The 23,807-nt window shown below is 55.2% G+C and carries 27 protein-coding genes; 9 read left to right on the top strand and 18 right to left on the bottom strand.

Annotated elements, in window-relative coordinates:
• Positions 1-32: 32 nt before the first annotated feature.
• From F7R27_RS00255 to F7R27_RS00245, 3 genes are all read right to left on the bottom strand, one after another.
• Positions 33-1,538, bottom strand: a complete 1,506-nt coding sequence (locus F7R27_RS00255; RefSeq protein ID WP_151702222.1) for a YifB family Mg chelatase-like AAA ATPase — start codon at positions 1,536-1,538, stop codon at positions 33-35.
• A gap of 61 nt (positions 1,539-1,599) precedes the next feature.
• Positions 1,600-1,911, bottom strand: a complete 312-nt coding sequence (locus tag F7R27_RS00250) for an accessory factor UbiK family protein (protein ID WP_151702221.1) — start codon at positions 1,909-1,911, stop codon at positions 1,600-1,602.
• A 121-nt stretch (positions 1,912-2,032) separates the two neighbouring features.
• On the bottom strand, positions 2,033-2,293 hold the full coding sequence (locus tag F7R27_RS00245; RefSeq protein ID WP_151702220.1) for a hypothetical protein: 261 nt from the start codon (positions 2,291-2,293) through the stop codon (positions 2,033-2,035).
• Between the two features lie 640 nt (positions 2,294-2,933).
• Here F7R27_RS00245 and glnK (F7R27_RS00240) point away from each other — a divergent pair.
• The 3 genes from glnK (F7R27_RS00240) to glnK (F7R27_RS00230) all read left to right on the top strand — a co-directional run bounded on the left by glnK (F7R27_RS00240) (position 2,934) and on the right by glnK (F7R27_RS00230) (position 5,096).
• Positions 2,934-3,272: a P-II family nitrogen regulator gene (glnK, locus tag F7R27_RS00240; RefSeq protein ID WP_151702219.1), complete on the top strand. Its 339-nt coding sequence runs from the start codon at positions 2,934-2,936 to the stop codon at positions 3,270-3,272.
• A 41-nt stretch (positions 3,273-3,313) separates the two neighbouring features.
• Positions 3,314-4,588 carry an ammonium transporter gene (locus tag F7R27_RS00235; RefSeq protein WP_151702218.1) on the top strand — a complete coding sequence of 425 codons (1,275 nt, stop codon included), beginning with the start codon at positions 3,314-3,316 and terminating at the stop codon, positions 4,586-4,588.
• 169 nt (positions 4,589-4,757) lie between these two features.
• Positions 4,758-5,096 (top strand): P-II family nitrogen regulator, encoded by a 339-nt coding sequence (glnK, locus tag F7R27_RS00230; RefSeq protein WP_151702217.1) that lies wholly within the window; start codon positions 4,758-4,760, stop codon positions 5,094-5,096.
• Between the two features lie 121 nt (positions 5,097-5,217).
• On the opposite strand, the gene F7R27_RS00225 is transcribed toward glnK (F7R27_RS00230), so the two are convergent.
• On the bottom strand, positions 5,218-6,507 hold the full coding sequence (locus F7R27_RS00225; protein ID WP_151702216.1) for a sensor histidine kinase: 1,290 nt from the start codon (positions 6,505-6,507) through the stop codon (positions 5,218-5,220).
• Positions 6,504-7,208 (bottom strand): response regulator transcription factor, encoded by a 705-nt coding sequence (locus F7R27_RS00220; protein ID WP_151702215.1) that lies wholly within the window; start codon positions 7,206-7,208, stop codon positions 6,504-6,506. The genes F7R27_RS00225 and F7R27_RS00220 overlap by 4 nt, the downstream gene beginning before the upstream one ends.
• A gap of 142 nt (positions 7,209-7,350) precedes the next feature.
• On the opposite strand from F7R27_RS00220, the gene F7R27_RS00215 reads away from it, so the two are divergent.
• The gene (locus tag F7R27_RS00215; RefSeq protein WP_151702214.1) at positions 7,351-7,704 is read left to right on the top strand and encodes a hypothetical protein; all 354 of its coding nucleotides are present in this window, start codon (positions 7,351-7,353) and stop codon (positions 7,702-7,704) included.
• Positions 7,705-7,789: 85 nt separating this feature from the next.
• Here the strand turns inward: F7R27_RS00215 and trmB are convergent, their stop codons facing one another.
• From trmB to F7R27_RS00185, 6 genes are all read right to left on the bottom strand, one after another.
• A complete protein-coding gene (gene trmB / locus F7R27_RS00210) occupies positions 7,790-8,488 on the bottom strand; it encodes a tRNA (guanosine(46)-N7)-methyltransferase TrmB (RefSeq protein WP_151702213.1) in 699 nt (232 codons plus the stop codon).
• Between the two features lie 16 nt (positions 8,489-8,504).
• Entirely contained in the window at positions 8,505-9,308 is an 804-nt protein-coding gene (locus F7R27_RS00205) for a thiazole synthase (protein ID WP_151702212.1), read from the bottom strand.
• 68 nt (positions 9,309-9,376) lie between these two features.
• Positions 9,377-9,577 (bottom strand): sulfur carrier protein ThiS, encoded by a 201-nt coding sequence (thiS, locus tag F7R27_RS00200; RefSeq protein WP_151702211.1) that lies wholly within the window; start codon positions 9,575-9,577, stop codon positions 9,377-9,379.
• A gap of 2 nt (positions 9,578-9,579) precedes the next feature.
• On the bottom strand, positions 9,580-10,002 hold the full coding sequence (locus F7R27_RS00195; protein ID WP_151702210.1) for a DUF423 domain-containing protein: 423 nt from the start codon (positions 10,000-10,002) through the stop codon (positions 9,580-9,582).
• Between the two features lie 92 nt (positions 10,003-10,094).
• On the bottom strand, positions 10,095-10,955 hold the full coding sequence (rpoH, locus tag F7R27_RS00190) for an RNA polymerase sigma factor RpoH (protein WP_151702209.1): 861 nt from the start codon (positions 10,953-10,955) through the stop codon (positions 10,095-10,097).
• Between the two features lie 240 nt (positions 10,956-11,195).
• The gene (locus F7R27_RS00185; RefSeq protein ID WP_151702208.1) at positions 11,196-12,374 is read right to left on the bottom strand and encodes a hypothetical protein; all 1,179 of its coding nucleotides are present in this window, start codon (positions 12,372-12,374) and stop codon (positions 11,196-11,198) included.
• A gap of 175 nt (positions 12,375-12,549) precedes the next feature.
• Between F7R27_RS00185 and F7R27_RS00180 the strand changes: the two genes are divergently transcribed.
• A complete protein-coding gene (locus F7R27_RS00180) occupies positions 12,550-13,161 on the top strand; it encodes a methyltransferase family protein (RefSeq protein WP_151702207.1) in 612 nt (203 codons plus the stop codon).
• Between the two features lie 16 nt (positions 13,162-13,177).
• Here the strand turns inward: F7R27_RS00180 and ftsX are convergent, their stop codons facing one another.
• Genes ftsX through ftsY form a run of 3 tightly spaced genes read right to left on the bottom strand, consistent with a single transcriptional unit; the run spans position 13,178 to position 16,395 of the window.
• Positions 13,178-14,167: a permease-like cell division protein FtsX gene (gene ftsX, locus F7R27_RS00175; RefSeq protein ID WP_151702206.1), complete on the bottom strand. Its 990-nt coding sequence runs from the start codon at positions 14,165-14,167 to the stop codon at positions 13,178-13,180.
• A complete protein-coding gene (gene ftsE, locus F7R27_RS00170; protein WP_151702205.1) occupies positions 14,160-14,825 on the bottom strand; it encodes a cell division ATP-binding protein FtsE in 666 nt (221 codons plus the stop codon). The genes ftsX and ftsE overlap by 8 nt, the downstream gene beginning before the upstream one ends.
• 34 nt (positions 14,826-14,859) lie before the next feature.
• Positions 14,860-16,395, bottom strand: a complete 1,536-nt coding sequence (ftsY, locus tag F7R27_RS00165) for a signal recognition particle-docking protein FtsY (protein ID WP_240776149.1) — start codon at positions 16,393-16,395, stop codon at positions 14,860-14,862.
• Positions 16,396-16,517: 122 nt separating this feature from the next.
• Here ftsY and F7R27_RS00160 point away from each other — a divergent pair, with 122 nt between their 5' ends.
• Positions 16,518-17,729, top strand: coding sequence for a hypothetical protein (locus F7R27_RS00160; RefSeq protein ID WP_151702204.1), 1,212 nt, complete (start codon positions 16,518-16,520; stop codon positions 17,727-17,729).
• Between the two features lie 12 nt (positions 17,730-17,741).
• Positions 17,742-18,380, top strand: a complete 639-nt coding sequence (gene rsmD, locus F7R27_RS00155; protein ID WP_151702203.1) for a 16S rRNA (guanine(966)-N(2))-methyltransferase RsmD — start codon at positions 17,742-17,744, stop codon at positions 18,378-18,380.
• A 4-nt stretch (positions 18,381-18,384) separates the two neighbouring features.
• Here rsmD and F7R27_RS00150 read toward each other — a convergent pair whose 3' ends face one another.
• Complete coding sequence (locus F7R27_RS00150) at positions 18,385-19,011, bottom strand: TetR family transcriptional regulator (protein ID WP_151702202.1); 627 nt, start codon at positions 19,009-19,011, stop codon at positions 18,385-18,387.
• A 318-nt stretch (positions 19,012-19,329) separates the two neighbouring features.
• Here F7R27_RS00150 and coaD point away from each other — a divergent pair, with 318 nt between their 5' ends.
• Positions 19,330-19,815, top strand: coding sequence for a pantetheine-phosphate adenylyltransferase (gene coaD, locus F7R27_RS00145; protein WP_151702201.1), 486 nt, complete (start codon positions 19,330-19,332; stop codon positions 19,813-19,815).
• Between the two features lie 27 nt (positions 19,816-19,842).
• Positions 19,843-20,094: a YfhL family 4Fe-4S dicluster ferredoxin gene (locus F7R27_RS00140; protein ID WP_151702200.1), complete on the top strand. Its 252-nt coding sequence runs from the start codon at positions 19,843-19,845 to the stop codon at positions 20,092-20,094.
• A 122-nt stretch (positions 20,095-20,216) separates the two neighbouring features.
• On the opposite strand, the gene F7R27_RS00135 is transcribed toward F7R27_RS00140, so the two are convergent.
• From F7R27_RS00135 to F7R27_RS00125, 3 genes are read right to left on the bottom strand one after another with little or no spacing between them, the layout of a single operon-like run.
• Positions 20,217-20,726, bottom strand: coding sequence for a DUF501 domain-containing protein (locus F7R27_RS00135; protein WP_151702199.1), 510 nt, complete (start codon positions 20,724-20,726; stop codon positions 20,217-20,219).
• 58 nt (positions 20,727-20,784) lie between these two features.
• On the bottom strand, positions 20,785-22,863 hold the full coding sequence (gene recG, locus F7R27_RS00130; protein WP_151702198.1) for an ATP-dependent DNA helicase RecG: 2,079 nt from the start codon (positions 22,861-22,863) through the stop codon (positions 20,785-20,787).
• Complete coding sequence (locus tag F7R27_RS00125) at positions 22,863-23,774, bottom strand: hydrogen peroxide-inducible genes activator (protein ID WP_151702197.1); 912 nt, start codon at positions 23,772-23,774, stop codon at positions 22,863-22,865. The genes recG and F7R27_RS00125 overlap by 1 nt, the downstream gene beginning before the upstream one ends.
• Between the last annotated feature and the right edge of the window lie 33 nt (positions 23,775-23,807).

Below are 23,807 nucleotides of genomic sequence, written 5' to 3'. Positions count from 1 at the left end.
CAGCAGAAAGCACAGCCAAGTCAGACAAACTTCTAGCGCCTCAAGCCATTACCCCGAAACGCCAGTGCCTCCAGCAGGTGAGACTGCTCAACCCGATCATGCCCTTCCAGATCTGCCAGCGTTCGCGCCACTCGCAGCAAGCGATGACAGGCGCGTGCCGATATACCCAGATTGTCCATCGCCTGAGTCAGCAAGCGGCGCGAATCACTATCCAGTTGGCAATACTGCTCCAGTGATCGCCCACTGAGATGACGGTTACTCGCCCCTTGCCGCTGAAGCTGAATCTCACGAGCCCGCAGCACCCGCGCCCGTATATCAGCACTGCTCTCCGCCTGCTGGCCCGGGCGTAGCAGTGCATCGGCGGGCAGGGCCGCCACCCAGAGCTGAATATCGATACGATCCAGCAAGGGACCCGACACCCGACTCTGATAGCGCCGTATCTGATCCGGTGTACAGATGCAGCGATCCGTTCCATCGCCATAGTAGCCGCAGGCACAGGGATTCATCGCGGCAACCAGTTGGAAGCAAGCCGGAAATAAAGTTTGTCGGGCCGCACGCGAGATCAGAATCTCTCCGGTTTCCATAGGCTCACGCAGCACATCCAGCACACGGCGCGGAAACTCTGGCAGCTCATCCAGAAACAGTACCCCCTGATGCGCCAGAGAGATCTCACCCGGACGGGGGTGCGATCCGCCGCCAACCAGTGCCGCAGCCGAGGCCGTATGATGCGGTGCACGAAAAGGGCGCACTCCCTGACAGGCATCCAGTACCGACATACCGGCAACAGAGTGAATCGCAGCCACCTCAAGGCACTGCTCTGGTGTCAGTTCGGGCAGCAGCCCCGGAAGCCGGGAGGCCAGCATGCTTTTACCACTGCCAGGAGGACCGGTAAAAAGCAGATTATGCTGTCCGGCCGCAGCCACCTCCAGTGCTCGCCTGGCCTGTAACTGCCCTTTGACATCCGACATGTCCGGACAGGCATGAACTGGTGGCTCAGCCTCCTGTCGACAGGCAAACTCCAGTTTCGACTTGCCACTGAGATACTGATGCAGTTGCAGCAGATGATCGACACCCAGCACCGGGGTATCCCCCATCAGCGTCGCTTCATCTGCATTACAGGCAGGCAGTATCAGCGCCCGTCGCGCCTGACCACACGCGATTGACGCCGGCAGTGCACCACGTACCGAGCGGATCTCTCCAGACAGCGCCAGCTCGCCCAACACCTCATACTGATGCAGTTTATCGTTCTTGAGCTGGCCGGACGCCTGCAGAATACCGAGTGCAATGGCAAGATCATAGCGCCCACCCTCTTTGGGCAGGTCAGCGGGTGCAAGGTTAATGGTGATACGGCGTTGAGGAAACTCGAACCCCGCTGTAATGATGGCACTGCGAACCCTTTCCCGACTCTCTTTCACGGCTGTTTCGGGCAGACCGACTATCGCCAGTGACGGCAGGCCACCGGACAGATGAACTTCCACCGCCACGGATGGAGACTGTATGCCCACCTGGGCACGAGTAAGAATAACTGATAATGACATGACACCTTCCCTGGTGATCCAAACTGAATAAAGCGACTCAGCCTAATGGATGCGTGCTGAGTTATTCTGCACTGCTCTGCTGCTCTGGCTGAGCTGGGTCTGGCTGAAAAGTTTCCGCATTACCCGGAGCCAGTAACTGCTCCAACTGAGAAACCTTGTCTTCCAGTGCCTCCAGACGTGCGCGCGTTCTGGCCAGCACCGCACTCTGGGCATCAAACTCTTCCCGTGTGACCAGGTCCAGGCGGCTGAATGCACTTTGCAACATGAACTGCATCTGCTGCTCGACCTGCTCCTGCCCGGGTAAACCCCGCACACCCTTGAGCAGCTGCGTCATCTGCTCTGACAGCCCTTCGACGAGCTTGTTCTGAATCATCATTGTCCTCCTGCCTGTATGAGCTGATTACTATAAACCACTTCCATGACAGGCAACACTTTCTGATCAGAGTTTTCTGTTCAGGTCTATCTATTCAGGACCGCTGTTCAGGCCTCTCCGCTCAAGAGACCTTTTCACGCCACTTCAGATCGCCTATCTGCACATTCAACCAGTCAAACCCGACTCGGCGCGCCACTGCCGCAGCACCATCCAGACTCTTGAACTCTCGTTCACTGTTTGAGCGCTGCAGATTCAGGGTGACCACCTCCTGGTCCCTCGTGATGAATTTCAACGTCCAGCCCCGTGACATTGAGATAGGGATCGCCTGGCACGATTCGAACACGCCCGCTTTAAAAAGCAGCCTTATTTCTCTTTCCTGCATCGTCTTAATCCTTATTTGAGTTATCATTTATCTAAATGTGATTATTATAAAATAGATAACGATAAATCACAACAAAAAAGCAATAAAAATAGACCTATAAACCATTGAAAATAAAGAAGAAAATAATAAATTTCAGAGGCAGACTGAGAGGAAAGAATGAAAAACTAAATATTTGTTTTTAAAGGAATAATTCTGAAACGCTCAATATATCGATTTGTGATATTGAACTTATTTTTTATAAATTAGATAAAGCAAAAATTATTATTAACTAATCATTAATTAATTTTGATTTATCCTTACAGCTTTGAGCACTGATAATCCCCGGTCAGGCAGCTCTGATAGAGGTTTGCAGCCTGCCACTGCCAACAAGTAGCTGCGGAACATCGCGTGCTGGAATAGACAACAGCGATCACGACGCACCAATTGGGTGCACCGCCGCAGGTAGTGCACAGTTTTTAACCACTCAGGCGGTCTATCTGCACCATTATCAATCATTCACCCAGGATGGAATCATTTATAGCATTGTTTTATAAGGATTATATTTTTCTGGCACGTCTTTCGCTTAGACCAGGTAAGCGAAATCAGCTGGTGCTCACCCGTCCACTGGTTTCGGTCTTTTACTTCAAAGAGGGACTGAACGATGAAACTGGTTTCAGCAATCATAAAGCCATTCAAGCTCGATGACGTGCGCGAAGCGCTCTCCGAGATAGGCATTCAGGGTATTACTGTCACAGAAGTCAAAGGCTTCGGTCGTCAGAAAGGCCATACAGAACTCTACCGTGGTGCGGAATATGTCGTTGATTTCCTTCCAAAGGTTCGCATCGATGCTGCCGTGACTGACGACGTGGTTGATCAGGTCGTCGAAGCGGTCAGCAAAGCGGCCCAGACCGGCAAGATCGGTGATGGCAAGATCTTTGTCACGCCACTTGAGCAGGTTATCCGCATCCGTACCGGTGAATCCGGACACGACGCACTTTAATAACCCTTATGACGATTTTTCGCCTGCTGGAGGGCTGAACAATGGAAGAACTCATCTATGCAACGGCAGCTGATGTTGCACATCTCGCCTATGCAATCGATACCTTTTATTTCCTGATCTGCGGGGCGCTGGTCATGTGGATGGCGGCAGGCTTTGCGATGCTGGAAGCCGGCCTGGTCCGCGCCAAGAACACCACCGAGATCCTGACCAAAAACGTCGCACTTTATGCGATTGCCTGCACCATGTATCTGCTCTGTGGTTACTACATCATGTACAGCTCCGACGCCGGCGGTATTCTGCCGAGCCTGGGTGGTCTGATCGGTGATGAGAACAGTGTCGATGCGGTACTGGCAGGTGACGAAGATGGCCCATACTACGCCATGCGTTCTGACTTCTTCTTCCAGGTTGTATTCGTTGCCACCTGTATGTCGATCGTATCCGGTGCTGTTGCCGAACGAATGAAGCTCTGGGCTTTCCTTGCCTTTGCTGTCGTCATGACTGGATTTATCTATCCCGTCAGTGGCTACTGGACCTGGGGTGGCGGTTTCCTGAGCGAAGCAGGCTTCTCTGACTTTGCAGGCTCCGGCATCGTTCACATGGCAGGTGCAGCGGCAGCGCTGGCCGGTGTCATCGTGCTGGGTGCTCGTAAGGGCAAGTACGGTAAAGATGGCCAGATCAATGCGATTCCCGGTGCCAACATGCCACTGGCGACTCTGGGTACCTTCATCCTGTGGCTGGGCTGGTTCGGCTTCAACGGCGGCTCTGAACTGAAAATGTCGGATATCGACTCTGCCAACAACGTCGCTCAGGTGTTCGTCAACACCAATGCTGCTGCTGCCGGTGGTGTCATTGCGGCCCTGATCTTTGCTCGCGTCTGGTTCAAGAAAGCGGATCTGACCATGGCACTCAACGGTGCATTGGCAGGCCTGGTAGCGATCACCGCTGAGCCTCTGGCTCCAACAGCATTGGGCGCTGCCGTGATCGGTGCGATTGGTGGTCTGATTGTGGTCGGTGCCATCGTGACATTGGATAAACTGAAAATCGATGATCCTGTTGGTGCCATCTCTGTGCACGGCGTGGTCGGTATCTGGGGTCTGCTGGCAGTACCACTGTCCAACTCTGATGCCACCTTCGGTGCACAGATTCTGGGTATCGTTGCCATCTTTGCCTGGGTCTTCATTGCCAGCCTGATCGTCTGGGTCGTGCTGAAAGCCGTGATGGGTATCCGTGTCACCGAAGAGGAAGAGTACGACGGTGTGGATCTGGCAGAATGCGGTATGGAAGCCTATCCTGAATTCGCCACAGCTAAGAAGTAACTTACTGATCTTGAATTGAAAGGAGCCTTCGGGCTCCTTTTTTGCGTTGTAGCTATGCTATGCGTTGTCTACAGGTTACAGGTATACTTGAACTCATATCCCGCAGAGTTCGGGCATTTTTTAATCAGACGTGGCATTATCCATGGCTGCAGGTTTTGAGGAGAAAACCATGAAGTTGATCACTGCGATAATCAAACCATTCAAGCTCGATGATGTCCGTGAAGCCTTGTCCGATATCGGCATCCAGGGTGTCACCGTTACCGAGGTTAAAGGCTTCGGACGGCAGAAAGGCCATACAGAGCTGTATCGTGGCGCAGAGTATGTCGTCGACTTCCTGCCCAAGGTCAAAATCGAAGTGGCTGTTGATGATGATATGCTCGACGCTGTGATTGAGGCGATCAGCAAGACTGCCAACACCTCGAAGATCGGCGACGGCAAGATCTTTGTCACCCCGCTGGAACAGGTTATCCGTATCCGTACCGGCGAAACCGGTCCTGACGCACTCTAAGCATTTACAAATCCAAGCTATTCACAAACCCAAGTTATTCACAGCTTCAAGTGTTCAGGGTTTAAATATTCACAGCGAGGCTCGAATCATCCGAGCCTCGTAATCCATCAGCCTGCCAGCATCAGGCAAGCTTTGCCGGTATTTTCATCACCAACTCAAACCCTCCCTCGCTACGATTCGCCGCACTGACTCTGCCATCCATATGCTGAACAGCACGCTGCAGAATACTCAGGCCCAGCCCATAGCCATCACTTGGACTGTGATGACCACGAACGAAAGGATTAAACAGTGTTTTCAACAAGGAGTTATCCACGCCCGGGCCGTTATCCACAACACTCAGCCAGAGATTACTGCCATCATGGTGCGCCTGCACCTCGATACGTGACCCGCCAGGAGTATGTTTCAAGGCATTGCCCAGTGCATTGCCCACAGCCCGCCTCAGCAGGTCGCCGTTAAGATCACATCTGAGATCCACAGGCTCAACGCTCAGCACCACCTCATGCTCAGGACTGGTCAGCTGCGCATCCGTGACCAGAGACTCCAGCAGCGAGATCAGGTGACAGGGTTCCACCTTGCCCGACTGCTGCTCCAGTCGTGACAGAGACAGCAGTTCCTCAATCAGATGGCTGAGCTGTTCACACTCGCGATTGATCTGATCCACACTGCGATTACGCTCTCCCAGTTGCTGCTCAATCAGACCAGCAGCCACTTGCAGGCGCGCCAGGGGTGCTCTGAGCTCGTGTGACACATCCTGCAGCAGCCTCTGCTGTCCTGTCAGCGTCTTTTCCACAAAGGCAGCCATGAGGTTGAACTCACGCGCCAGCTCGCCTATCTCATCCCTGCGTGCGCTGAGATGGCCCTCTGCACGGGTACTGAGGTTCTGCTGATCATGCAGGGCACGCGCATACTGTCGTAGCTGATTCACCGGACGCACCACCAGCAGGCTGGTCAGCAACGCCACCAGCGCAGCCACGACCGCCACCATGATCATCTGCAGCGATGCGCCAAATTGATACAGGCGCTGCAGCCGAAACTGTTCCTGTGGCATCGGAGCCAGTATCTGATACTGCCGACCGGTATCAGATTCGTATGTCAGGCGAACCCGTGGGCCCTCGGGCAAGGGTCGTCTCAGCTCAACCAGATTCTGCCCCGTGTCAAGATCCAGAATCTGCAGTGGAAAGCGCCAGCGCCTGTGCCCCTCTTCGCGCGGAAAGCGAGCGGATGATTCACCCGACTCATGCCGCTCAATAATGGTTTGCGCCTGGCTCAGCAGTCGCTCCTCGTACAGATCCCGGCCATGCCTGCGCTCAGTGACCGTCATCAGGCCATAGATCAGCAGCCCCATGGTAAGTGAGCTGAAGAGCCAGGTGGTGATGAAGATCCTCCAGAACAGATGCTGGTACCATCTCATGACTCACCCCGGATAAACTGATAACCCTGGCCGCGCACTGTCTTGATCAGCTCCGGCGCGCTCTCATGCTGCTGTGCCAGTTTCTGTCGTAAACGGCTGACATGCACATCCAATGCGCGATCATAGGCGGTCAGCTTGCGATGCAGCACCCGCTCCGTCAGTTGCTCCTTGCTCAGCACTTCACCGGCCTTACGCATCAACTCAGCCAGGACATTGAACTCGACACTGGTCAGCTCCACCAGCGCATCATTCACCCGGACTTCGCGCCGACCCGGGTCCAGCCGTATGCCCTGCATCTCCAGTACCTGCGGCTGACTGGCCTGCTCGGCGTACTGCGCACGCCTCAACACAGCCCTTATCCGCGCCAGCAACTCTCTGGGATTGCAGGGTTTGGCCAGATAGTCATCGGCCCCCATCTCCAACCCGAGAATTCTGTCTATCTCATCACCTCGGCCCGTCAACATGATCACCGGTAACTGCAGCGCCGGACGCAGGCTCTGCAGCAGCTCAAGACCACTGCGACCGGGCATCATGATATCCAGCACCAGCAGATCAAACTGCCCAGGCTGACTCAGCAGTGCAGTGGCTTCATCCGCATCTGCGGCTGTCGTCACCTGATAGCCCTCGTGCGCCAGATAGTCTGACAGCATGGCTGACAGTTGCCGGTCATCATCCACCAACAGTAAACGCTCTTGATTCATCGCATCCTCCATTACGCTGCATGATAGCGCCATTTCGACCCTGTTGATCCGACTTTACCTAACTTTACCTGTTGATAACCCTACTTTGCATTGCGCTGAGCAATACTGGACACATCAACAGCAACACATAAGGAACAACAGCATGAAAAAGTCATTCAAAACAGGTATTGCGCTACTGGTCGCAGGCATGATGTTCTCTGGTATCGCACTGGCGAATGAGGGTAAACGCGGTGAACACGGCGAGCGTCATCTGCAGAAGATGCAGGAACGTCTTGATCTGAGCGATGCACAGGTCGAACAGCTGCGTGAATCCTGGAAAGTACAGCGTGAATCACGCATGGAGAAGCGCGAAGAGATGCGCGCGCAGCTGGCCGATATTCTGACACCAGAGCAGCTGGAAAAGATGGATGAGCAGCGCAGCCGATGGCACAAGGGTGGTGATCGTGACGGCAAAAGAGGTATGAAAGGCGATTGCGCTGAGCGTGGCAAGAGTTAAGAAAAGCGGATAGTCAGGTACAAACCAGAAGCGGAACCCAGGGTTCTGCTTCTGGTTTCAGATGTTCATATTCGAAAAAACAGAATCAGGCGGTCCGGACAAAGATCAGATCCCAGACGCCATGGCCGAGATCTTCACCACGCTTCTGGAACTTGGTCACCGGGCGCCATTCCGGCTGAGGTGAGTACTGCCCTTCGCCGGCCTGATTCTCATAGCCCTCAGCGGCACTCATCACTTCCATCATATGCTCAGCGTAAGGCCCCCAATCGGTTGCCATATGGAACTGACCGCCAAGTTTGAGCTTGCGCCTGATCAGGTCGGCAAACGCCGGCTGCACGATACGACGCTTGTTATGGCGTTTCTTCGGCCAGGGATCAGGAAAGAACAGCTGAACCGTTTCCAGCGAGGCATCCGGTACACACTTCTCCAGCACCTCCAGCGCATCCTCGCGATAGACGCGGATGTTGTCGATGCCTTCATCACGTACATGCGACAGCAGGCGGCCAACACCCGGTGGATGCACTTCGATACCGATAAAGCTCTTCTGCGGCATGAGGCGGGCCATTTCGGCCAATGAAGCCCCCATACCAAAGCCTATTTCCAACACGATATCGGCTTCACGCCCGAACACCTGGCTGAAGTCCTGCATTCCGGCAGTCAACTCCAGTCCGAACGCTGGCCAGTTTTCCTGCATCGCGCGTTCCTGACCCTCGGTCATGCGACCGGCACGGATAACAAAACTGCGTACCGAACGCAGGTTCTTCTGCTCTATCTCTTCACTCATATCAGACAATATCGCCTTAACGATTAATCAGGGTTGCATCCAGAGGTGAGGATGCACTTGCATAGGCCTTACGCGGCATGCGACCAGCAATATAGGCCGCACGGCCCGCTTCCACCGCCATGCGCATCGCCGAAGCCATCAGTACCGGCTTACCGGCGGCGGCAATCGCCGTATTCATCAGGACACCGGCACAGCCCATCTCCATGGCGATCGCAGCATCGGATGCAGTGCCGACACCGGCATCGACAATGATCGGCACTCTGGCCTCTTCCATGATGATGCGCAGATTGTGCGGATTCAGAATGCCAAGCCCAGAGCCGATCAGGGAGCCCAGCGGCATGACCGCGACGCAGCCCATCGCTTCGAGCTCTTTTGCCACTATCGGATCATCACTGGTGTACACCATTACCTTGAAGCCATCCTTGATCAGAGTTTCGGCGGCTTTCAGGGTTTCGACGATATTCGGGTACAGGGTTTTCTCATCGCCCAGCACTTCCAGCTTGACCAGGTCATGGCCATCCATCAGCTCGCGCGCCAGTTTACAGGTACGCACCGCATCCTGTGCCGTGTAACATCCAGCCGTGTTGGGCAGAATCGTATAACGATCCGGCGAAATCACATCCAGCAGATTAGGCTCATTCGGGTTCTGACCAATATTGGTGCGACGTACCGCAACGGTGACAATCTCGGCACCACTGGCTTCTATCGCTTCGCGGGTCTCATCCATGTCGCGATACTTGCCTGTACCCACCAGCAAACGTGACTGATAGGTTTTACCGGCAATGACAAGTGAATCCTTCTGAAGATCGATGGCTGACATGTTATTTTCCTGGTTTTGATTACTGAATCTCTTTCTCTGACGGCAGGTGTGCAACTGATTCCAGCTACTCAGCCACCGCCGATCGCATGCACTATCTCGACGCGATCATCCGCCTTGAGGCGGGTCGCGGCATGTTCGCTGCGTGGAATAATATCCAGGTTCAGCTCTATGGCGATACGCTTTCCTCCCAGGCCGAGCTGTTCGGTCAGCTGCGCGAGGGTTATGGCGTCATCGGCTTCAAACGCTTCACCATTCACCAGAATCTGCATGGTTATCTATCCTGTTGTTTATCCAATCTGAAAGCACTCCAGGCGAGCAAGGCCCAGCCCAGAATGAATAAGATGCCACCCAGCGGCGTGATCATGCCCAACTGTCTGATACCGGTCAGCGCCATCAGATACAGGCTGCCACTGAACAGCAGCACACCGGCCAGAAACAGCAGTGCCGTTATTTTCAGCAACCTTGCATCGCAGCTACGCTGCAGTATACCGGTTGCCAGCAGCGCCAGCGCATGCCAGAACTGGTATTGTACCGCAGTCTGATACGCCTGCTGCATACGCGGTTCAAGCACAGCGCTTAATGCGTGTGCCCCGAATGCGCCCAGCATCACTGCCAGCATACCCAGTAAAGCAGCACACAGCAGGGTCTGACGTGATGCCACATTGCCCTCCGGATTGCTGACGGAGTCAGTCATTGGTAATCATTGGAAGATCGGCCGGCAAGCGCCGGACCGACAAAGATAAAGCCGCACTGGGCGGCTTTATCGGCATGAGTAGAGGAAGCCTGTCAGGCCTCCAGTGTCATGGCTCCACGAATTTTTTTCATGGCATTTTTCTCCAGCTGGCGAATACGCTCAGCCGACACTTCGTACTTGGCGGCAAGATCATGCAGAGTGGCTTTCTCTTCATTCAGCCAGCGCTGCATCAGAATATCGCGGCTGCGCTCATCCAGATCACCCATCGCAGCCAGCAGACTCTGCTGCGAACGTTCTTCCCAGTTGGACTCTTCCAACTGCATGGCAGGATCTGCATCAACATCCTCAAGATACATGGAGGGTGACCAGGCAACAACGTCGTCATCCGTATCCGGCGCACCATCAAACGCGGTATCGGAGGATGCCATACGACCTTCCATCTGGCGCACGACCGCTGAATCAACACCCAGATCTTCGGCAACGGCAGACACTTCATCATTGGTCATCCAACCCAGGCCCTTCTTCTGCGAGCGCAGATTGAAGAACAACTTACGCTGAGCCTTGGTCGTCGCTACCTTGACGATACGCCAGTTACGCAGAATGAACTCGTGCATCTCAGCCTTGATCCAGTGCACTGCAAAGGATACCAGGCGCACACCTACGGATGGATCAAAACGCTTGACCGCTTTCATCAGGCCAACGTTGCCTTCCTGAATCAGGTCAGCCAGCGGTAATCCGTAACCGGAGTAGGATTTGGCAATGTGGACGACAAAGCGCAGATGCGACAGAACCAGCTGACGGGCAGCCTCCAGATCGTTCTGGTAAAACAGGCGCTCTGCCAGTTCGCGCTCTTCGTCAGCAGTCAGAATCGGGATCGAACCTACGGTCTGTACATAGGCATTTACATTGCTACCCGGTGACAGGTGTTCAATGACTTGCAAGCTCTTGCCCATTCAGAAATAACCTCATTAAAGTTCAACAGTTTTTCGTCGTGCATATGATCCTGGCGGGGTGGAAAAGTTCCCGCCGCCCTTTCTCCAGCCGGAGCCGGATAAGGGACAGGAAAAAATACCGCTATGCCGGGCAAAATGCAAGCACGGCGAGGGATATGCGGTAAGTGAGCATGTCAATATTCAGCGCAGGGCTATTTGCAGAAATCAGTCACAGGGGTGGTTCCAGGGCTGGTTTCAGGATTAGTCTCTTCGCCCTGTGTCCGGCGTGATGGCAGGCCTCTCTGCAGGCAGCAACTGCAGATGGTAGTGCCGTTCGCCAATCCAGACCTCGAACTCAACGTTTCCTGCCGCCATCAACTCATTCAACCGCAGACTGGTGTCGTAGTCCCTGTGCTGCACATATAGGCCAGGCAGTTTATCCACCTCACGACCTGGCTCAGCCAGTGCCTGAGCGATATCGCTCATCAGGCCAACCTGAAACTCGGCTTCGGATATTTCCAGAACAGGCAAGGCACTTGACGTTGACTTCGTTACCAGCGTGGCGACCCAACGCCTGGGTTTGGGAAAATACCCCATTTCACTCAAATCACGATAGGTAGCAAGCAGAGCATCACTTTCGCTCATTCCCTGTTCGCGATGGATGGCGAGGCGCTGCTGTTGCAGCCTGGCCAGGGTTTGCTGATGATCATGCCTGGATTTACCTGAGGATTGCAGCAGGCTTGTCAGTGCCGCGTCGGATGGCGGCTGTTTCAGGGTTGTCGCCAGTAGCGTCCAGCTCTGCTGGCTGTGGTCGTATGCCAGGATCGCTGCGGGAAAACTTTCTTCGCCTGGCAACTCAAACAGCTCACGCTCTGCCAGGATTCTCGGTGTGCCGAGGCCCGGTGATGAAGAACTGGCTGGCTGCCAGCTCCCTCGTGAACTATCGCTTTCACGCCAGTATCCCTGAAGTTGGAAACGTTCCGACACCGGCTGACGCGGCAGGGCTATGCCCATTTTATAGCGGACACCATCCTCCTCTGCTTCCAGGGCAACGCGCAGGGAGCTGTAGAGTCGGCCCCGATACTGACGCAGCGTCTTACCGAGCAGCGGTGAATCCTGCCAGCGCTCCAGTGTGGTTATCTCACCACTGTTCAGATCAAGGCGCTGCAGCATGAAGCTGTCACGGCTGACACGCGCCCAGGCAGGTGGCGAGAAATGCTCCCAGCCCATCCCCCAGTGCATGCCACTGGTGCGACGCTCAACGAAATAGATCTGCTCGCCCTCAGGTGAAAACACTGCACCAAAGTATCCCTGCTGGGTTTTCAGCCCGAACAGCCCCAGCCACCAGAGGCCCACCAGCATCACTGTCAGCACAACCGCCAGTATCAGCGCTGCTATTCCGACACCGAAGCGCCATGTGGATAGATTTCGCGCGCTCATCCCTTTACCCCCCGGATTTCCATTCTCCCATCAGGTTTTTCATATCAATCTATCAGATTAATGCTCAAACCTTGATCCCTATCATGCCATATCGGCTGCAATATCTTGAGTTGCAAATCAGATCATGGTCACATGGGTTCTCCTGAATGGACAACCTCCGGAAAACAGACAACAGATGGACATCGAACTTTTCAGCCGATACTTTCTGGCGACCTTCTTTCTGATGATCGGAGTACTCTTCTCCTGTCGGGTGCTGGGTCAGCAGCAGCGCGGTGGCTATGCGGTGATTCACTATGGGGCAAGCAGATCCGGCACCTGGTGGCATCGCCAGCTGTTCAATCTGTTCAGGGCGGCGATTCTGGGCATCTGTGTCATGCGTGTACTCTGGCCAGAGACAGACGCATGGCTCGGCATTCTGGGCTGGCTCTATCAGCCGCTGGTACTGTCTGCCGGGATATTACTTCTGCTGATCGCCTTCGGGCTGGTCAGTTTTATTCAGGGTTTTCTGGGCAGTGACTGGCGTTCGGGGATAGATACTTCACATCCGCCGCCGCTGATTACCGAGGGCCCTTTCCGTTACAGCCGCAACCCGACCTACATCGCCGTCATGCTGGCGCAGCTGGGCTTTTTTATGGCCCTGCCGAGCCTGTTTTCGCTGGTATGTCTGGTGGTGGGTGTGGTGGTATTGATACGTCAGGCCCACTCTGAGGAGCGGGAACTGGAGCAACTGCATGGCCCGGCTTACCGGGCCTATTGCGAACAGGTACCCCGCTGGCTGGTTCGGTAAACGCGCCTGACTCAAGTCAGGTAGGCTCGATCTCTCTCAGGTGCCGGCCTGTGACCATCCAGCCACCGGACACACCCAATAGAAGCCCCGTCAACAGCAACAGCAGACTACCTTTCACGCCTAATCCCTGCACACTGAAACCACTCATGTAGAGCTGTGCCAGTTGATTCACATTGTCGGCCATCAGCCACAGCGCACCCTGTACCAGCACCCAGGCCAGCAGCGCACCCAGCAAGCCATACCAGAACCCGGAGTAAAGGAAGGGGCGACGCACCCAGGCATCGGTTGCACCCACCAGCTTCGCCACAATGATCTCATCACGTCGGCTTTCAAGGGTCATGCGGATAGTATTACCTACCACCAGCAGCACCGTCAGCCCCAGTAATCCAGCCAGAACCCAACTGAAACGCTCAGCCAGGTTGATATAGGCCTGCAGGCGCTGAATCCAGAGCATATCCACAACTGCCTCGTCCACTTCGGGCAGTGCAGCCAACTCGGCCTGCAGTGTCAGCAGCCCCTGCTCCGACTGATCTACCGGCAATACCAGCACTACCGCAGGCAGGGGGTTACTGTCGAAAAAGCTCAGGATATCGCCAAAACCGGAATACTCACTGAAATCCTGCAGGGCGCGCGCACGCTCAATCAGCTCGACGCTACGGAGGCCATCATGCAGCATCAACTCCAGGCTGAACTGCTCGACCCGCTCATCAGAGGCAGAATCATTAATATACAGCGCGATACGCGGATCGGTATCCCAGCCACTCCCCAGTTGCTGAATATTCTGCAATGCCGTGAGCATGAAGCCCGGCAGCGCCAGCGCTATAGCCAGTACCGCCAGCGTCATCAGCGTCGCCACAGGTGTCAGCAACATGCGCTGCAGCGATTGAACCGATACTTCAAGATGATGGTTCGACCAACTGCGCAGCTTGTCACCAAATTTAACCCGGTGCGCAACCGCACCACGTGGTATGTTCTGCCCCTGATCGGGCCGGTTTGACTTATCCACCGGACACCAGCCTTCCACCACTGAGGGTGATGGTACGATGCCCCATGCGATTGATCAGCGACAGATCATGGCTGGCAATCAACACGGTGGTGCCGACACGATTGAACTGTTCAAACAGGTGCATCACATCTTCCGAGAGGGCAGGGTCGAGGTTACCGGTCGGCTCATCCGCCAGCAGCAGTTGCGGCTTGTGCACGATGGCACGCGCAATACCGATGCGCTGCTGCTCACCACTGGAGAGACTGATCGGGTTCTGCTGCTCTTTCTCCAGCAAACCCACCTTGCTCAGCGCTGCGCGCACGCGTCTGGCGGCATCCACCGGGTCATAACCGGAGATCTGCAGCGGCAGAGCGACATTATCGAATACCGTACGATCGAACAGCAGTTGGTGGTTCTGAAACACCACGCCGATCCGACGGCGATGCCAGGGGATCATGTTGCGCTGGAGCTGAGCCAGATCCTGATCACCCACCATCACCTGGCCTCGCGAAGGCCGCTCCATCAGCATGATCAGCTTCAGCAGCGTGCTCTTTCCCGCCCCGGAGTGTCCGGTCAAGAAAGCCATTTCGCCAGACTGAAGCGAGAAGTCCACGCCGACCAGCGCATCGTGGCCACCTTCGTAGCGTTTACTGACATTGGTGAAACTGATAGCTGCCATGATCAGCCGAACTCCTTAAACCCGTAACCTGTGCTCAATCGAACAGCGCATCCACAAACTCATCGGCATCAAACGGGCGCAGATCATCCAGTTGCTCACCTACTCCGATAAAGCGGATCGGCAGATCAAACTGCTTCGCAACCGCAAAGATGATACCGCCCTTCGCTGTGCCATCCAGCTTGGTCATGGTGATACCGGTCACACCTACAGCCTCCTTGAACTCACGAGCCTGGCTGATGGCGTTCTGGCCGGTACCGGCATCCAGCACCAGCATCACCTCATGCGGGGCGGTTGGGTCCAGCTTCTGCATCACGCGCACCACCTTGGCCAGTTCCTGCATCAGATTATCCTTGTTCTGCAGGCGCCCTGCCGTGTCAGCGATCAACACATCTATGCCCTTGGCTTTGGCGGATTGCAGCGCATCGAAAATCACCGACGCAGAATCCGCACCGGTATGCTGTGCGATCACAGGCACCTTGTTGCGCTCACCCCAGACCTGCAACTGTTCGACTGCTGCGGCACGGAAAGTATCACCCGCGGCCAGCATGACGGACTTGCCCTCCATCTGAAAGCGTTTAGTCAGTTTGCCGATGGTGGTGGTTTTACCCACACCATTGACACCGACCATCAGGATCACCATCGGCTTGTTATCCACAACCGGCAATCCCTGCTGTGCTCCACCAAGTAAAGCCTTGAGCTCCTGCTTCAGAGCATCACGCAGTGCCTGAGGGTCTTTAAGTTGCTTACGCTCAACGCGGTCCGTGAGCTTGCCGATGATCTCGGTGGTGGCATCCACCCCGACATCAGACATCAGCAGCAGGGTTTCGATCTCTTCCAGCAGATCATCATCTATCTCGCTGCTGCCGCTGAACAGATCACTGAGCTGCGCAGTCAGATTGGCCTTGGTTCGGCTCAGACCACTTTTGATACGCTCAAACAGACGCTTCTTGCGCACCTCAGGCGCTTCCGCCACCTCTTGTGCTGCAACGACTGGTTCTGGCTTAGTCTCTGGCTTGCTCTCTGGTTCAGGCTCAGCCTGCTGCTCTGGCTCAAGCAGTTGTTCGGACTCAGCTATCGGCTCAGCAGCAACTGCGGGAGCAGACCCCACCTCAGCGATCGGTGCCTGAACAACCTCCTCTTTGGGCTCCTCTTTAGGTTCCTCTTCAGGTTCCTCTGTGGGCTGTTCTGCGGGAGGTTCTGTGGCCAGCTCTGCGACCTGACCAGGCGCATCCTTAAGAGGCTCCTCCGGCTTGATCTCCTCAACGGCGACCTGCGGTGAATCAGGCGCATCAACTGTTTCAGCCACTTCAACAGGAGCGGTTTCAACAGTTATCTGGGCGGCTGTTTCAGCAGTAGACTCTGGCTCTGGAACTGGTTCCGGCAAGGGTTCAGGAGCAGTTTCAGCCTCGACCTTCGCCTGAGGTGCTGATCCCGTATCGGGCTCAGATGATTTTTTTCTGACAGAAACATATACCAGCAAAATCACAATCAGGATGATAGTGCCCAGAATATAGGGCAGAATATCCGGGTTCAGGCCAGTGTTGAGCATCCAGGTTTTCAGCGCTTCCATAAATCTGTCTTGTCCGCAAAGTTGAAGCCTGCGCATCTGCACCAGGCAAAAATTGGATTAGTCGATAAAGAGCCACGTATGTTACCACAGAGCCTGAATTCATTAACCGGCCAGATGCAAATATGAACAACACTGAACACAAGCCCCTTTTTAACCGCCGCTACCTGTTCTGGCTGATGTGGGCAGTTGCCATCGCCATCGTACTGCTGCAGACCCTGACGCGCGAAGATGTGCTGATTCTGCAGACAGGCTACTCCGGAGAACGACAGGCTTACTGGCTGGAGCAACCGAAGCAGGAGCAGGTACATACTCACCTGCTGCTGCTGACCGGAGCAGTGCTCAACGAACTGGATCTGCACAGACAGCAACTGATCAGCGAGGGAGTCAACCAGCACCTGGCATCACCGGCACTGCTGGAGCAGGTCTCGGACTGGGGCTGGCAGATCAGCCTGACGGATGCCGCAGATCATCTGCAACTGGAGATCATCAGCCCGGAGCTGCCGCAACAAGCACAGCTGGCGAATCTGGTCCAGTTACTGCAACAGCCTGTGGCCATCGACAGCGATGCGCTGCGACAGCGCATTCAGGCAGAACGCTATATTCAGACCCAGAGCCCTCAGCCAAGGCTGTTGCAAGCTGCTACCAGTCAGTTGGCAACCCTGTCAGACGTTACCTATGCAGATGACTATGCCTCACTCATGCAACAGTTGCCTCGACTGATCACTTTCAGCGGCCCATCACTGCAGTTGGATGCTTCAGCCCCCCCAGAAAGGAATATTGACCCGCTGACACCCCAGCCAGCACAGGATCGCCAGCCAGTGCCGCAGTTGTTGCAGGGGTATCAGAGCGAGTACCACCACCTGCATGCATGGTCACTGGAAAAGCCCGATACAGCAGATATGCTGGCGCGCCAGCGCCTGAGTGCCGATCTGCTGACACAACTGCTGCAACGCCCCTTACCGGGAGAGCCCGAGTACCGACTGGTCTGGAGTCCAATGAGCCCTGCGGGCTATGTCGCCATATTCTTGTCACATCAGGAGGCCAGGCCGTTGCCGACCTCGAAAGCGCTGCGCGAACATCTGCTGCAGCACCTGACCGACGAGCTGTTGCAGCAGTCCAGCCGCGCTCTGATACAGCAGACCCGGCAGATTCTGGATGACCCTGGTGGACAACGCCGCTGGCTGGATCTGCTGGCACGCTATCAACTGCCTGCAGATAGTCATCAGCTGTTCCTGAACACACTTGAAAACGCTACTCTGGCACAGATGCAGGAGACGCTCGGCAGTCTTCTGGAGCCGGATGAGGCTATCCATATCACACTGGAACCCTATTGAGAGTCGCCTACCATGAGTCGTCGCAACAGTGCCGCCCGCCCGAGACCAAAGCAGCCAATCGAGGAATCGGTACTGCGAATCATTGGAGGTGAGTGGCGCAGCCGCAAGATCCCTTTTCCAGCGGTAGAGGGGCTGCGCCCCACACCCGACCGCGTCCGGGAAACGCTTTTCAACTGGCTGCAGGCTTATACGCCAGGCTCCAGCTGTCTTGACCTTTTCTGTGGCAGTGGTGCGCTGGGGCTGGAAGCGCTGTCCCGGGGAGCGCAGCATGTCACCTTCGTGGACCAGGCACCCGAGGTGGTGAATCAGCTCAAGAGCAATCTGCAACTGCTGAAGGCACAGAATGCCGAAGTGATAGCCGCCTCAGCGATGACCTGGCTGGAGCAGCGCGTCACAGATGAAGAGGCCCGCTATGATCTGGTGTTTCTTGATCCACCCTTTCGTAAGGCACTGATTGAAAAAGTAGCGGTGTTGCTGGAGTCTCGTAATATGCTGCGGGATGGCGCAATCATCTATGTTGAAACTGAAGCCGAATGGGTCCCGCAGGAGATACCCTTGCACTGGGAGTTGTTGCGGGAAAAGGCCGCCGGGCAGGTGGTGTCGCGGCTGTATCGCCGTCAGCCGCAGACCTCTGAAGCGCCAGCGCACTGAAAGATTATTTGGCCACCTGCGCACGTAACCCCAGCATCAACATATCTACCAGTGCAGACCCGTTTTTCACCAGACTGAATCGATCAGGTGCCGACAACGCCAGATCCAGCAGCCCGAAGATGGCGAGATACAGATTATCCGCAAGCTGATCAATATCAGCCTTTTTCTTCAGCTCTTTTCTCTTCTGCGCCATCTTCAGAAAAGAGCGGATATAGCCCCGCCACTCCTCGGCATCTGCAGTCAACTGCTCCTGCAGCAACGCCAGCTCGGGGCGGTTTGCTGCCTGCAGACGAAACAACCGATACCCCTGCTGCTGCAGGGGCTCGGATGCCATCACCGCGAGTATGCCCTTGAGATAGAGTGTCAGCGCATTCAGCGCATTCTGCCTGGCTGCCTGCTGTTGCTCGATGTACTGGGCCTCGAAGGGTGATTCCACCTGAAAGTAAAGCTGTCTAAGCAGCTCATCACGGTTTTTGAAGTGCCAATAAAGAGCACCATGAGTGACGCCCGCCTCAGCAGCGACCTCTTTCAACGAGGTATTAGCCAACCCTTTTTCAGAAAAGGTGCGCATTGCCACCTCAAGCAGCAACTCACGAGTCTGTTCTGCTTCTGCCTTGGTTTTCCTGACCACAACCCCCTCCTGACTACCGGCTTGTCATTAGCTGTTTATCAAAGGAACTGCCGGTTACACGGTAAGTTTTTATATTAACAGGATTTAATCTACCACAGGCAAGGCCAGTCTCAACCTTATGCATGCCACTTTAACAAAAGTGTCATAAAAGGATGAGGTTCAGGCTCGATAGATTTATTTTCATATAACATAAACAACTATAAAATAATTTGTTTTATGCCATTTGGTTAATGTATCATCCGCTTTTGTATTTGTATGCCCAACGTAATTCGGCTAACATCCGCGGAAAATATCCAGTTGATGCGCTGCGGGGACAAAATGAATACAGCTGTCTATCCTGGCACTTTTGATCCGATTACCAACGGCCATGCCGATCTGGTCGAGCGTGCAGCCAGGCTGTTTGACAAGGTTGTTCTGGCAGTGGCTGCCAGTACCAAGAAAAATCCGCTGCTGCCGCTGGACCTGCGGGTCAAGCTGGCAGAAGACACTTTCAAGCATCTGCCAAATGTTGAAGTGGTCGGATTTGACTGTCTGCTGGCTGATCTGGTGCATCAGGTAGACGCGAATATCATCCTGCGAGGATTGCGGGCAGTATCGGACTTTGAGTATGAGTTTCAGCTGGCCAATATGAATCGTAAGCTGACGCCCCATGTTGAAAGCATGTTTTTGACACCCGCAGAACATCTCTCTTTCATCTCATCGACCCTGATAAGAGAGATCGCCCTGCTGGGTGGAAATGTTGACCAGTTTGTGCCGCCAGCGGTATCAGCCGCTCTGAAGCAGCACCTGAGTCAGGCAAAATAAGTCATTTGAGTCAATGAGGTAGCCGTCATGGCATTGTTAATCACCGATGAATGCATCAATTGCGATGTTTGCGAGCCGGAGTGCCCTAATGAGGCAATTTCTCCCGGTGAAGAGATCTATGTGATCGACCCGAACAAATGTACTGAGTGTGTCGGCCACTATGACACACCGCAGTGCGTCGAAGTCTGCCCAGTGGACTGCATCCCGAAAGATCCTGAGCATGTTGAAACAACCGATATGCTGATGGACAAGTACAAGGCGCTGACAGGCCAGGCCTGATTATCAGTACTGAAGATAGGCTCCATAAAAAAAGGCGATCATTGATCGCCTTTTTTTATGGAGCTGCTTTGGGATTCGCTCGCATGAATCTGTGACTTCAGAGAGTATCCCGGATTCAGGGCTCAGATATGTATCTGCAGCTCATTCAGCCCGAACTCCCTGTCCAGCCGCTGCCCGATCAGATTATCTGCCACCAGATGATGGGCATACTGCATATGCAGACAACGTACTCTGTCCCACTGCGCAATCCCGCCGATCGCCAGTTGATTGAACAGATCTGTAAAACCCTGCTCCTCTATGCTGGCCCGATCCTCGGGGTCCATCAGTTGCCAGCGCAGATCCACATAAGCCTGCTGCTGCTGACGATAGGTTTCACGCAGCTCGGCATCATCCTGCAACTCCTGCTCCATCTGCTTGATCCAGCCGGTGCTCTCGATGCGCGCCAGTTCACGATCCAGATCCTTTGAGCAGAGCCAGAAAAGCGTCGGGAAGGGTTTACCACCCACCAGGGAACGCATCTGCAGCACCACCGGCACACCGGTTTCAGTCGCCCAGGCGACACTGACAATGCCACGTGGCGTTCTGCCCAGTTGCCGTTTAATCATCTCGAGTTGCTGTTCGGTGGGTTGCATCTTTGTCCTGGCCTGTCGTGTCGTCTTTGCCTCTCGGATCAGCGGCGTATGATCCGGATTATACCTGAGCATAGGCCTCGCTACGACCCAGCCAGCGCCTGATCAGCGCCTCCCCAAGCGCAGGGGTACCATTCAGTTGTGACGCCGTCTCACGCACACGCAACAGCAGATCACTGTCGCGTTGCAGATCAGCGATCCTGAACTGCATCATGCCGGTCTGTCGTGTACCCAGCACCTCACCCGGCCCACGCAGCTCAAGGTCTTTTTCGGCGATACGAAAACCATCATTGGTTTCACGCATCACCCCCAGTCGCTCACGCCCCTGACGTGACAGCGGCGCGTGATACATCAGTACGCAAAAACTCTCCACCGAACCACGCCCTACGCGTCCACGCAACTGATGCAGTTGAGCCAGCCCCAAGCGTTCCGGATTTTCGATGATCATCAGACTGGCATTGGGCACATCCACTCCCACCTCGATCACCGTAGTGGCCACCAGCAACTGCAACTCAGCCGACTTGAAGCGGGCCATCACATCAGCCTTCTCGGTGGATTTCATCCGCCCGTGCACCAGTCCGATTCGCAGCTCCGGTAACTGCTCCTGCAGCATCTCAGCCGTCACCTCTGCCGCCTGACACTGCAACACTTCCGACTCCTCAATCAGCGTACCGACCCAGTAAGCCTGCCTCCCCTCATTACAGGCTTGACGCACCCTGTCGATCACCTGGTCACGTCGGCTGTCGGCAATCACTACAGTGTTCACAGGTGTACGTCCTGGAGGCAGTTCATCGATGATGGAGCAATCGAGGTCAGCATAGGCACTCATCGTCAGCGTGCGCGGTATCGGTGTTGCCGTCATGATCAGTTGATGCGGTGCCATGCCTCCATGGCAGCCCTTCTCACGCAGACTCAGGCGCTGGTGCACACCGAAACGGTGCTGCTCATCAATCACCACCAGCGCCAGGCGCTGAAACACCACATCCTCCTGAAACAAAGCATGAGTGCCGACAATCACCTGGGATTCACCACTGGCCATCGCCTCCAGCTGGGCCTGGCGCTGCCTGCCCTTCACCTTGCCAGCCAGCCAGCCGACACGTATGCCAAGCGGTTGCAGCCACTGGGTAAAGTTGAGCAGATGCTGCTCAGCCAGTATTTCGGTGGGTGCCATGATGGCCGCCTGATAACCGCTCTCCACCGCCTGCAAGGCGGCCAGAGCGGCCACCAGCGTTTTACCCGACCCGACATCGCCCTGAATCAGACGCAGCATAGGCACACCTTTGAGCAGGTCCTCGGCGATCTCACTCACCACTCGCCGCTGTGCACCCGTCGGTGCAAAGGGTAGTTGTTGTAGAAAGGGCTCGCTGAACATACCTGTTGCCTTGAGAACAGGAGCAGGTTGATTGCGAATCTGCTGTCGAATTTTCAACAGCGACAGATGATGTGCCAGCAACTCTTCGTAGGCGAGGCGGCGCTGGGCCGGATGCATCCCCTCCAGCAGCAGGTGCTGATTGGCATCCACCGGTGGCTGATGCAGATAATGGATCGCCTCAGCCAGCAACGGCAGCTTCCACTGCTTGCGCAGATGCTCAGGCAACAGGTCTTCAAGCAGGTCCTGACCCAGCAACGTCAGCACCTGGCGTATAAGACTGCGAATACGCGCCTGCTGCAGCCCTTCGGTCAGTGGATAAACCGGCGTCAGCGTCTCTTCTACCGGCACTGGCATATCGCTGCTGACGGCACGGTATTCGGGGTGAACAATTTCCAAACCACCCGCGCCAGGCCTGACTTCACCAAAGCAGCGGATTGTTTTACCCGGTGCCAGCGCTAGCTTCTGCGCGGCAGAGAAATGAAAAAAGCGCAGGCTCAGCGTACCTGTTCCATCCTGTATCCGGCACAACAGACTTCTGCGCCGCCCCATCACCACATCACTGACACGGATCTCCCCCTGCACCACCACCTCATCGCCCGGCCTCAGTGCTCCAAGTGGGCTGATACGGGTACGATCCTGATAGCGCAACGGCAGATGCAGCAGCAGATCCTGCAATGTGTGTATGCCCAGGCGCGAGAGTTTGAGCGCCAGCGCAGCACCCACGCCCTTGAGCTGTATGACTTCGGATGCCGGGTGTAACAGTGGCATCAGCTGTTATCCACAGGCTTCACCTGACAGCGATTGATCGCCTGCACCAGCACTTCTATCGCTTGTGGCCGTGGAAAACTGGCACGCCAGGCCAGAGCCACGGTACGCATTGGTGGAGGAGAACGGAAAGGGCGAACCGCAACAAGAGGTGTGGAAGGATGGCCCTCAACCGCCGACAGAGGCAACACACTGCTGCCCAGACCCGAGGCCACCATCATGCGAATGGTTTCCAGTGAACTGCCTTCATTCAAAAGGTGCTGACCATGCAGAGAGTTATTCAGTGTCGGGCAGGCTTCCAGCACCTGATCCCGAAAACAGTGTCCTTCGCCCAGCAGCAGCATTCTCTCCTCACCCATCACGGCAGGATCAACCTCCTTTTGCTGCGTCAGAGGATGGTCTTTCGGCATCACCATGACAAAAGGTTCATCGAAGATCGCCCGCGTGAGGACATCCGCTTCGTTGAAAGGCAGCGCGATGATGATCGCATCCAACTCTCCGTTACGTATCTTGATACGCAGTTTTTCCGTGAAGTTCTCTTCGATATAGAGCGGCATCTGGGGAGCCAGCTGCTGTACTTCGGGGATCAATTGAGGGAAGAGATAGGGGCCAATCGTATAGATCGCCCCCACACGCAGAGGACTGGCAAGCTGATCCTTGCCGTGTTTGGCAAGGTCACGCACCACATCGGCCTGCTCCAGTACTATCTGTGCCTGGCGAATTACCTTTTCACCGATGGGCGTGACTCTGACAGCGCTTTTGCTGCGCTCAAACAGGGCAACACCCAACTCCTCTTCCAGCTTTTTGACGGCAATGGAGAGGGTGGGTTGCGATACATAGCACCGCTCCGCTGCATGGCCAAAGTGCTGCTCCTGGGCCAGGGTGACTATGTAACGTAGCTCTGTCAGCGTCATGCGCTTTCCTCTGTTAAGATAACGACTTATACC

Origin of the sequence: Nitrincola alkalilacustris, from assembly GCF_008973755.1 — a bacterium.
In the GTDB taxonomy this organism is placed as follows: Bacteria; Pseudomonadota; Gammaproteobacteria; order Pseudomonadales; family Balneatricaceae; genus Nitrincola; species Nitrincola alkalilacustris.
Note: the sequence above shows the minus strand (reverse complement) of the source record. Positions and strands in the feature narration are given on the sequence as shown.

What these genes read in the sequence shown, in the direction of transcription:
- F7R27_RS00255 (WP_151702222.1), bottom strand. Translation starts at nt 1,538, where the DNA reads ATGTCATTATCAGTTATTCTTACTCGTGCCCAGGTGGGCATACAGTCT.
- F7R27_RS00250 (WP_151702221.1), bottom strand. Translation starts at nt 1,911, where the DNA reads ATGATTCAGAACAAGCTCGTCGAAGGGCTGTCAGAGCAGATGACGCAG.
- F7R27_RS00245 (WP_151702220.1), bottom strand. Translation starts at nt 2,293, where the DNA reads ATGCAGGAAAGAGAAATAAGGCTGCTTTTTAAAGCGGGCGTGTTCGAA.
- glnK (WP_151702219.1), top strand. Translation starts at nt 2,934, where the DNA reads ATGAAACTGGTTTCAGCAATCATAAAGCCATTCAAGCTCGATGACGTG.
- F7R27_RS00235 (WP_151702218.1), top strand. Translation starts at nt 3,314, where the DNA reads ATGGAAGAACTCATCTATGCAACGGCAGCTGATGTTGCACATCTCGCC.
- glnK (WP_151702217.1), top strand. Translation starts at nt 4,758, where the DNA reads ATGAAGTTGATCACTGCGATAATCAAACCATTCAAGCTCGATGATGTC.
- F7R27_RS00225 (WP_151702216.1), bottom strand. Translation starts at nt 6,507, where the DNA reads ATGAGATGGTACCAGCATCTGTTCTGGAGGATCTTCATCACCACCTGG.
- F7R27_RS00220 (WP_151702215.1), bottom strand. Translation starts at nt 7,208, where the DNA reads ATGAATCAAGAGCGTTTACTGTTGGTGGATGATGACCGGCAACTGTCA.
- F7R27_RS00215 (WP_151702214.1), top strand. Translation starts at nt 7,351, where the DNA reads ATGAAAAAGTCATTCAAAACAGGTATTGCGCTACTGGTCGCAGGCATG.
- trmB (WP_151702213.1), bottom strand. Translation starts at nt 8,488, where the DNA reads ATGAGTGAAGAGATAGAGCAGAAGAACCTGCGTTCGGTACGCAGTTTT.
- F7R27_RS00205 (WP_151702212.1), bottom strand. Translation starts at nt 9,308, where the DNA reads ATGTCAGCCATCGATCTTCAGAAGGATTCACTTGTCATTGCCGGTAAA.
- thiS (WP_151702211.1), bottom strand. Translation starts at nt 9,577, where the DNA reads ATGCAGATTCTGGTGAATGGTGAAGCGTTTGAAGCCGATGACGCCATA.
- F7R27_RS00195 (WP_151702210.1), bottom strand. Translation starts at nt 10,002, where the DNA reads ATGACTGACTCCGTCAGCAATCCGGAGGGCAATGTGGCATCACGTCAG.
- rpoH (WP_151702209.1), bottom strand. Translation starts at nt 10,955, where the DNA reads ATGGGCAAGAGCTTGCAAGTCATTGAACACCTGTCACCGGGTAGCAAT.
- F7R27_RS00185 (WP_151702208.1), bottom strand. Translation starts at nt 12,374, where the DNA reads ATGAGCGCGCGAAATCTATCCACATGGCGCTTCGGTGTCGGAATAGCA.
- F7R27_RS00180 (WP_151702207.1), top strand. Translation starts at nt 12,550, where the DNA reads ATGGACATCGAACTTTTCAGCCGATACTTTCTGGCGACCTTCTTTCTG.
- ftsE (WP_151702205.1), bottom strand. Translation starts at nt 14,825, where the DNA reads ATGGCAGCTATCAGTTTCACCAATGTCAGTAAACGCTACGAAGGTGGC.
- ftsY (WP_240776149.1), bottom strand. Translation starts at nt 16,395, where the DNA reads ATGGAAGCGCTGAAAACCTGGATGCTCAACACTGGCCTGAACCCGGAT.
- F7R27_RS00160 (WP_151702204.1), top strand. Translation starts at nt 16,518, where the DNA reads ATGAACAACACTGAACACAAGCCCCTTTTTAACCGCCGCTACCTGTTC.
- rsmD (WP_151702203.1), top strand. Translation starts at nt 17,742, where the DNA reads ATGAGTCGTCGCAACAGTGCCGCCCGCCCGAGACCAAAGCAGCCAATC.
- coaD (WP_151702201.1), top strand. Translation starts at nt 19,330, where the DNA reads ATGAATACAGCTGTCTATCCTGGCACTTTTGATCCGATTACCAACGGC.
- F7R27_RS00140 (WP_151702200.1), top strand. Translation starts at nt 19,843, where the DNA reads ATGGCATTGTTAATCACCGATGAATGCATCAATTGCGATGTTTGCGAG.
- F7R27_RS00135 (WP_151702199.1), bottom strand. Translation starts at nt 20,726, where the DNA reads ATGCAACCCACCGAACAGCAACTCGAGATGATTAAACGGCAACTGGGC.
- recG (WP_151702198.1), bottom strand. Translation starts at nt 22,863, where the DNA reads ATGCCACTGTTACACCCGGCATCCGAAGTCATACAGCTCAAGGGCGTG.
- F7R27_RS00125 (WP_151702197.1), bottom strand. Translation starts at nt 23,774, where the DNA reads ATGACGCTGACAGAGCTACGTTACATAGTCACCCTGGCCCAGGAGCAG.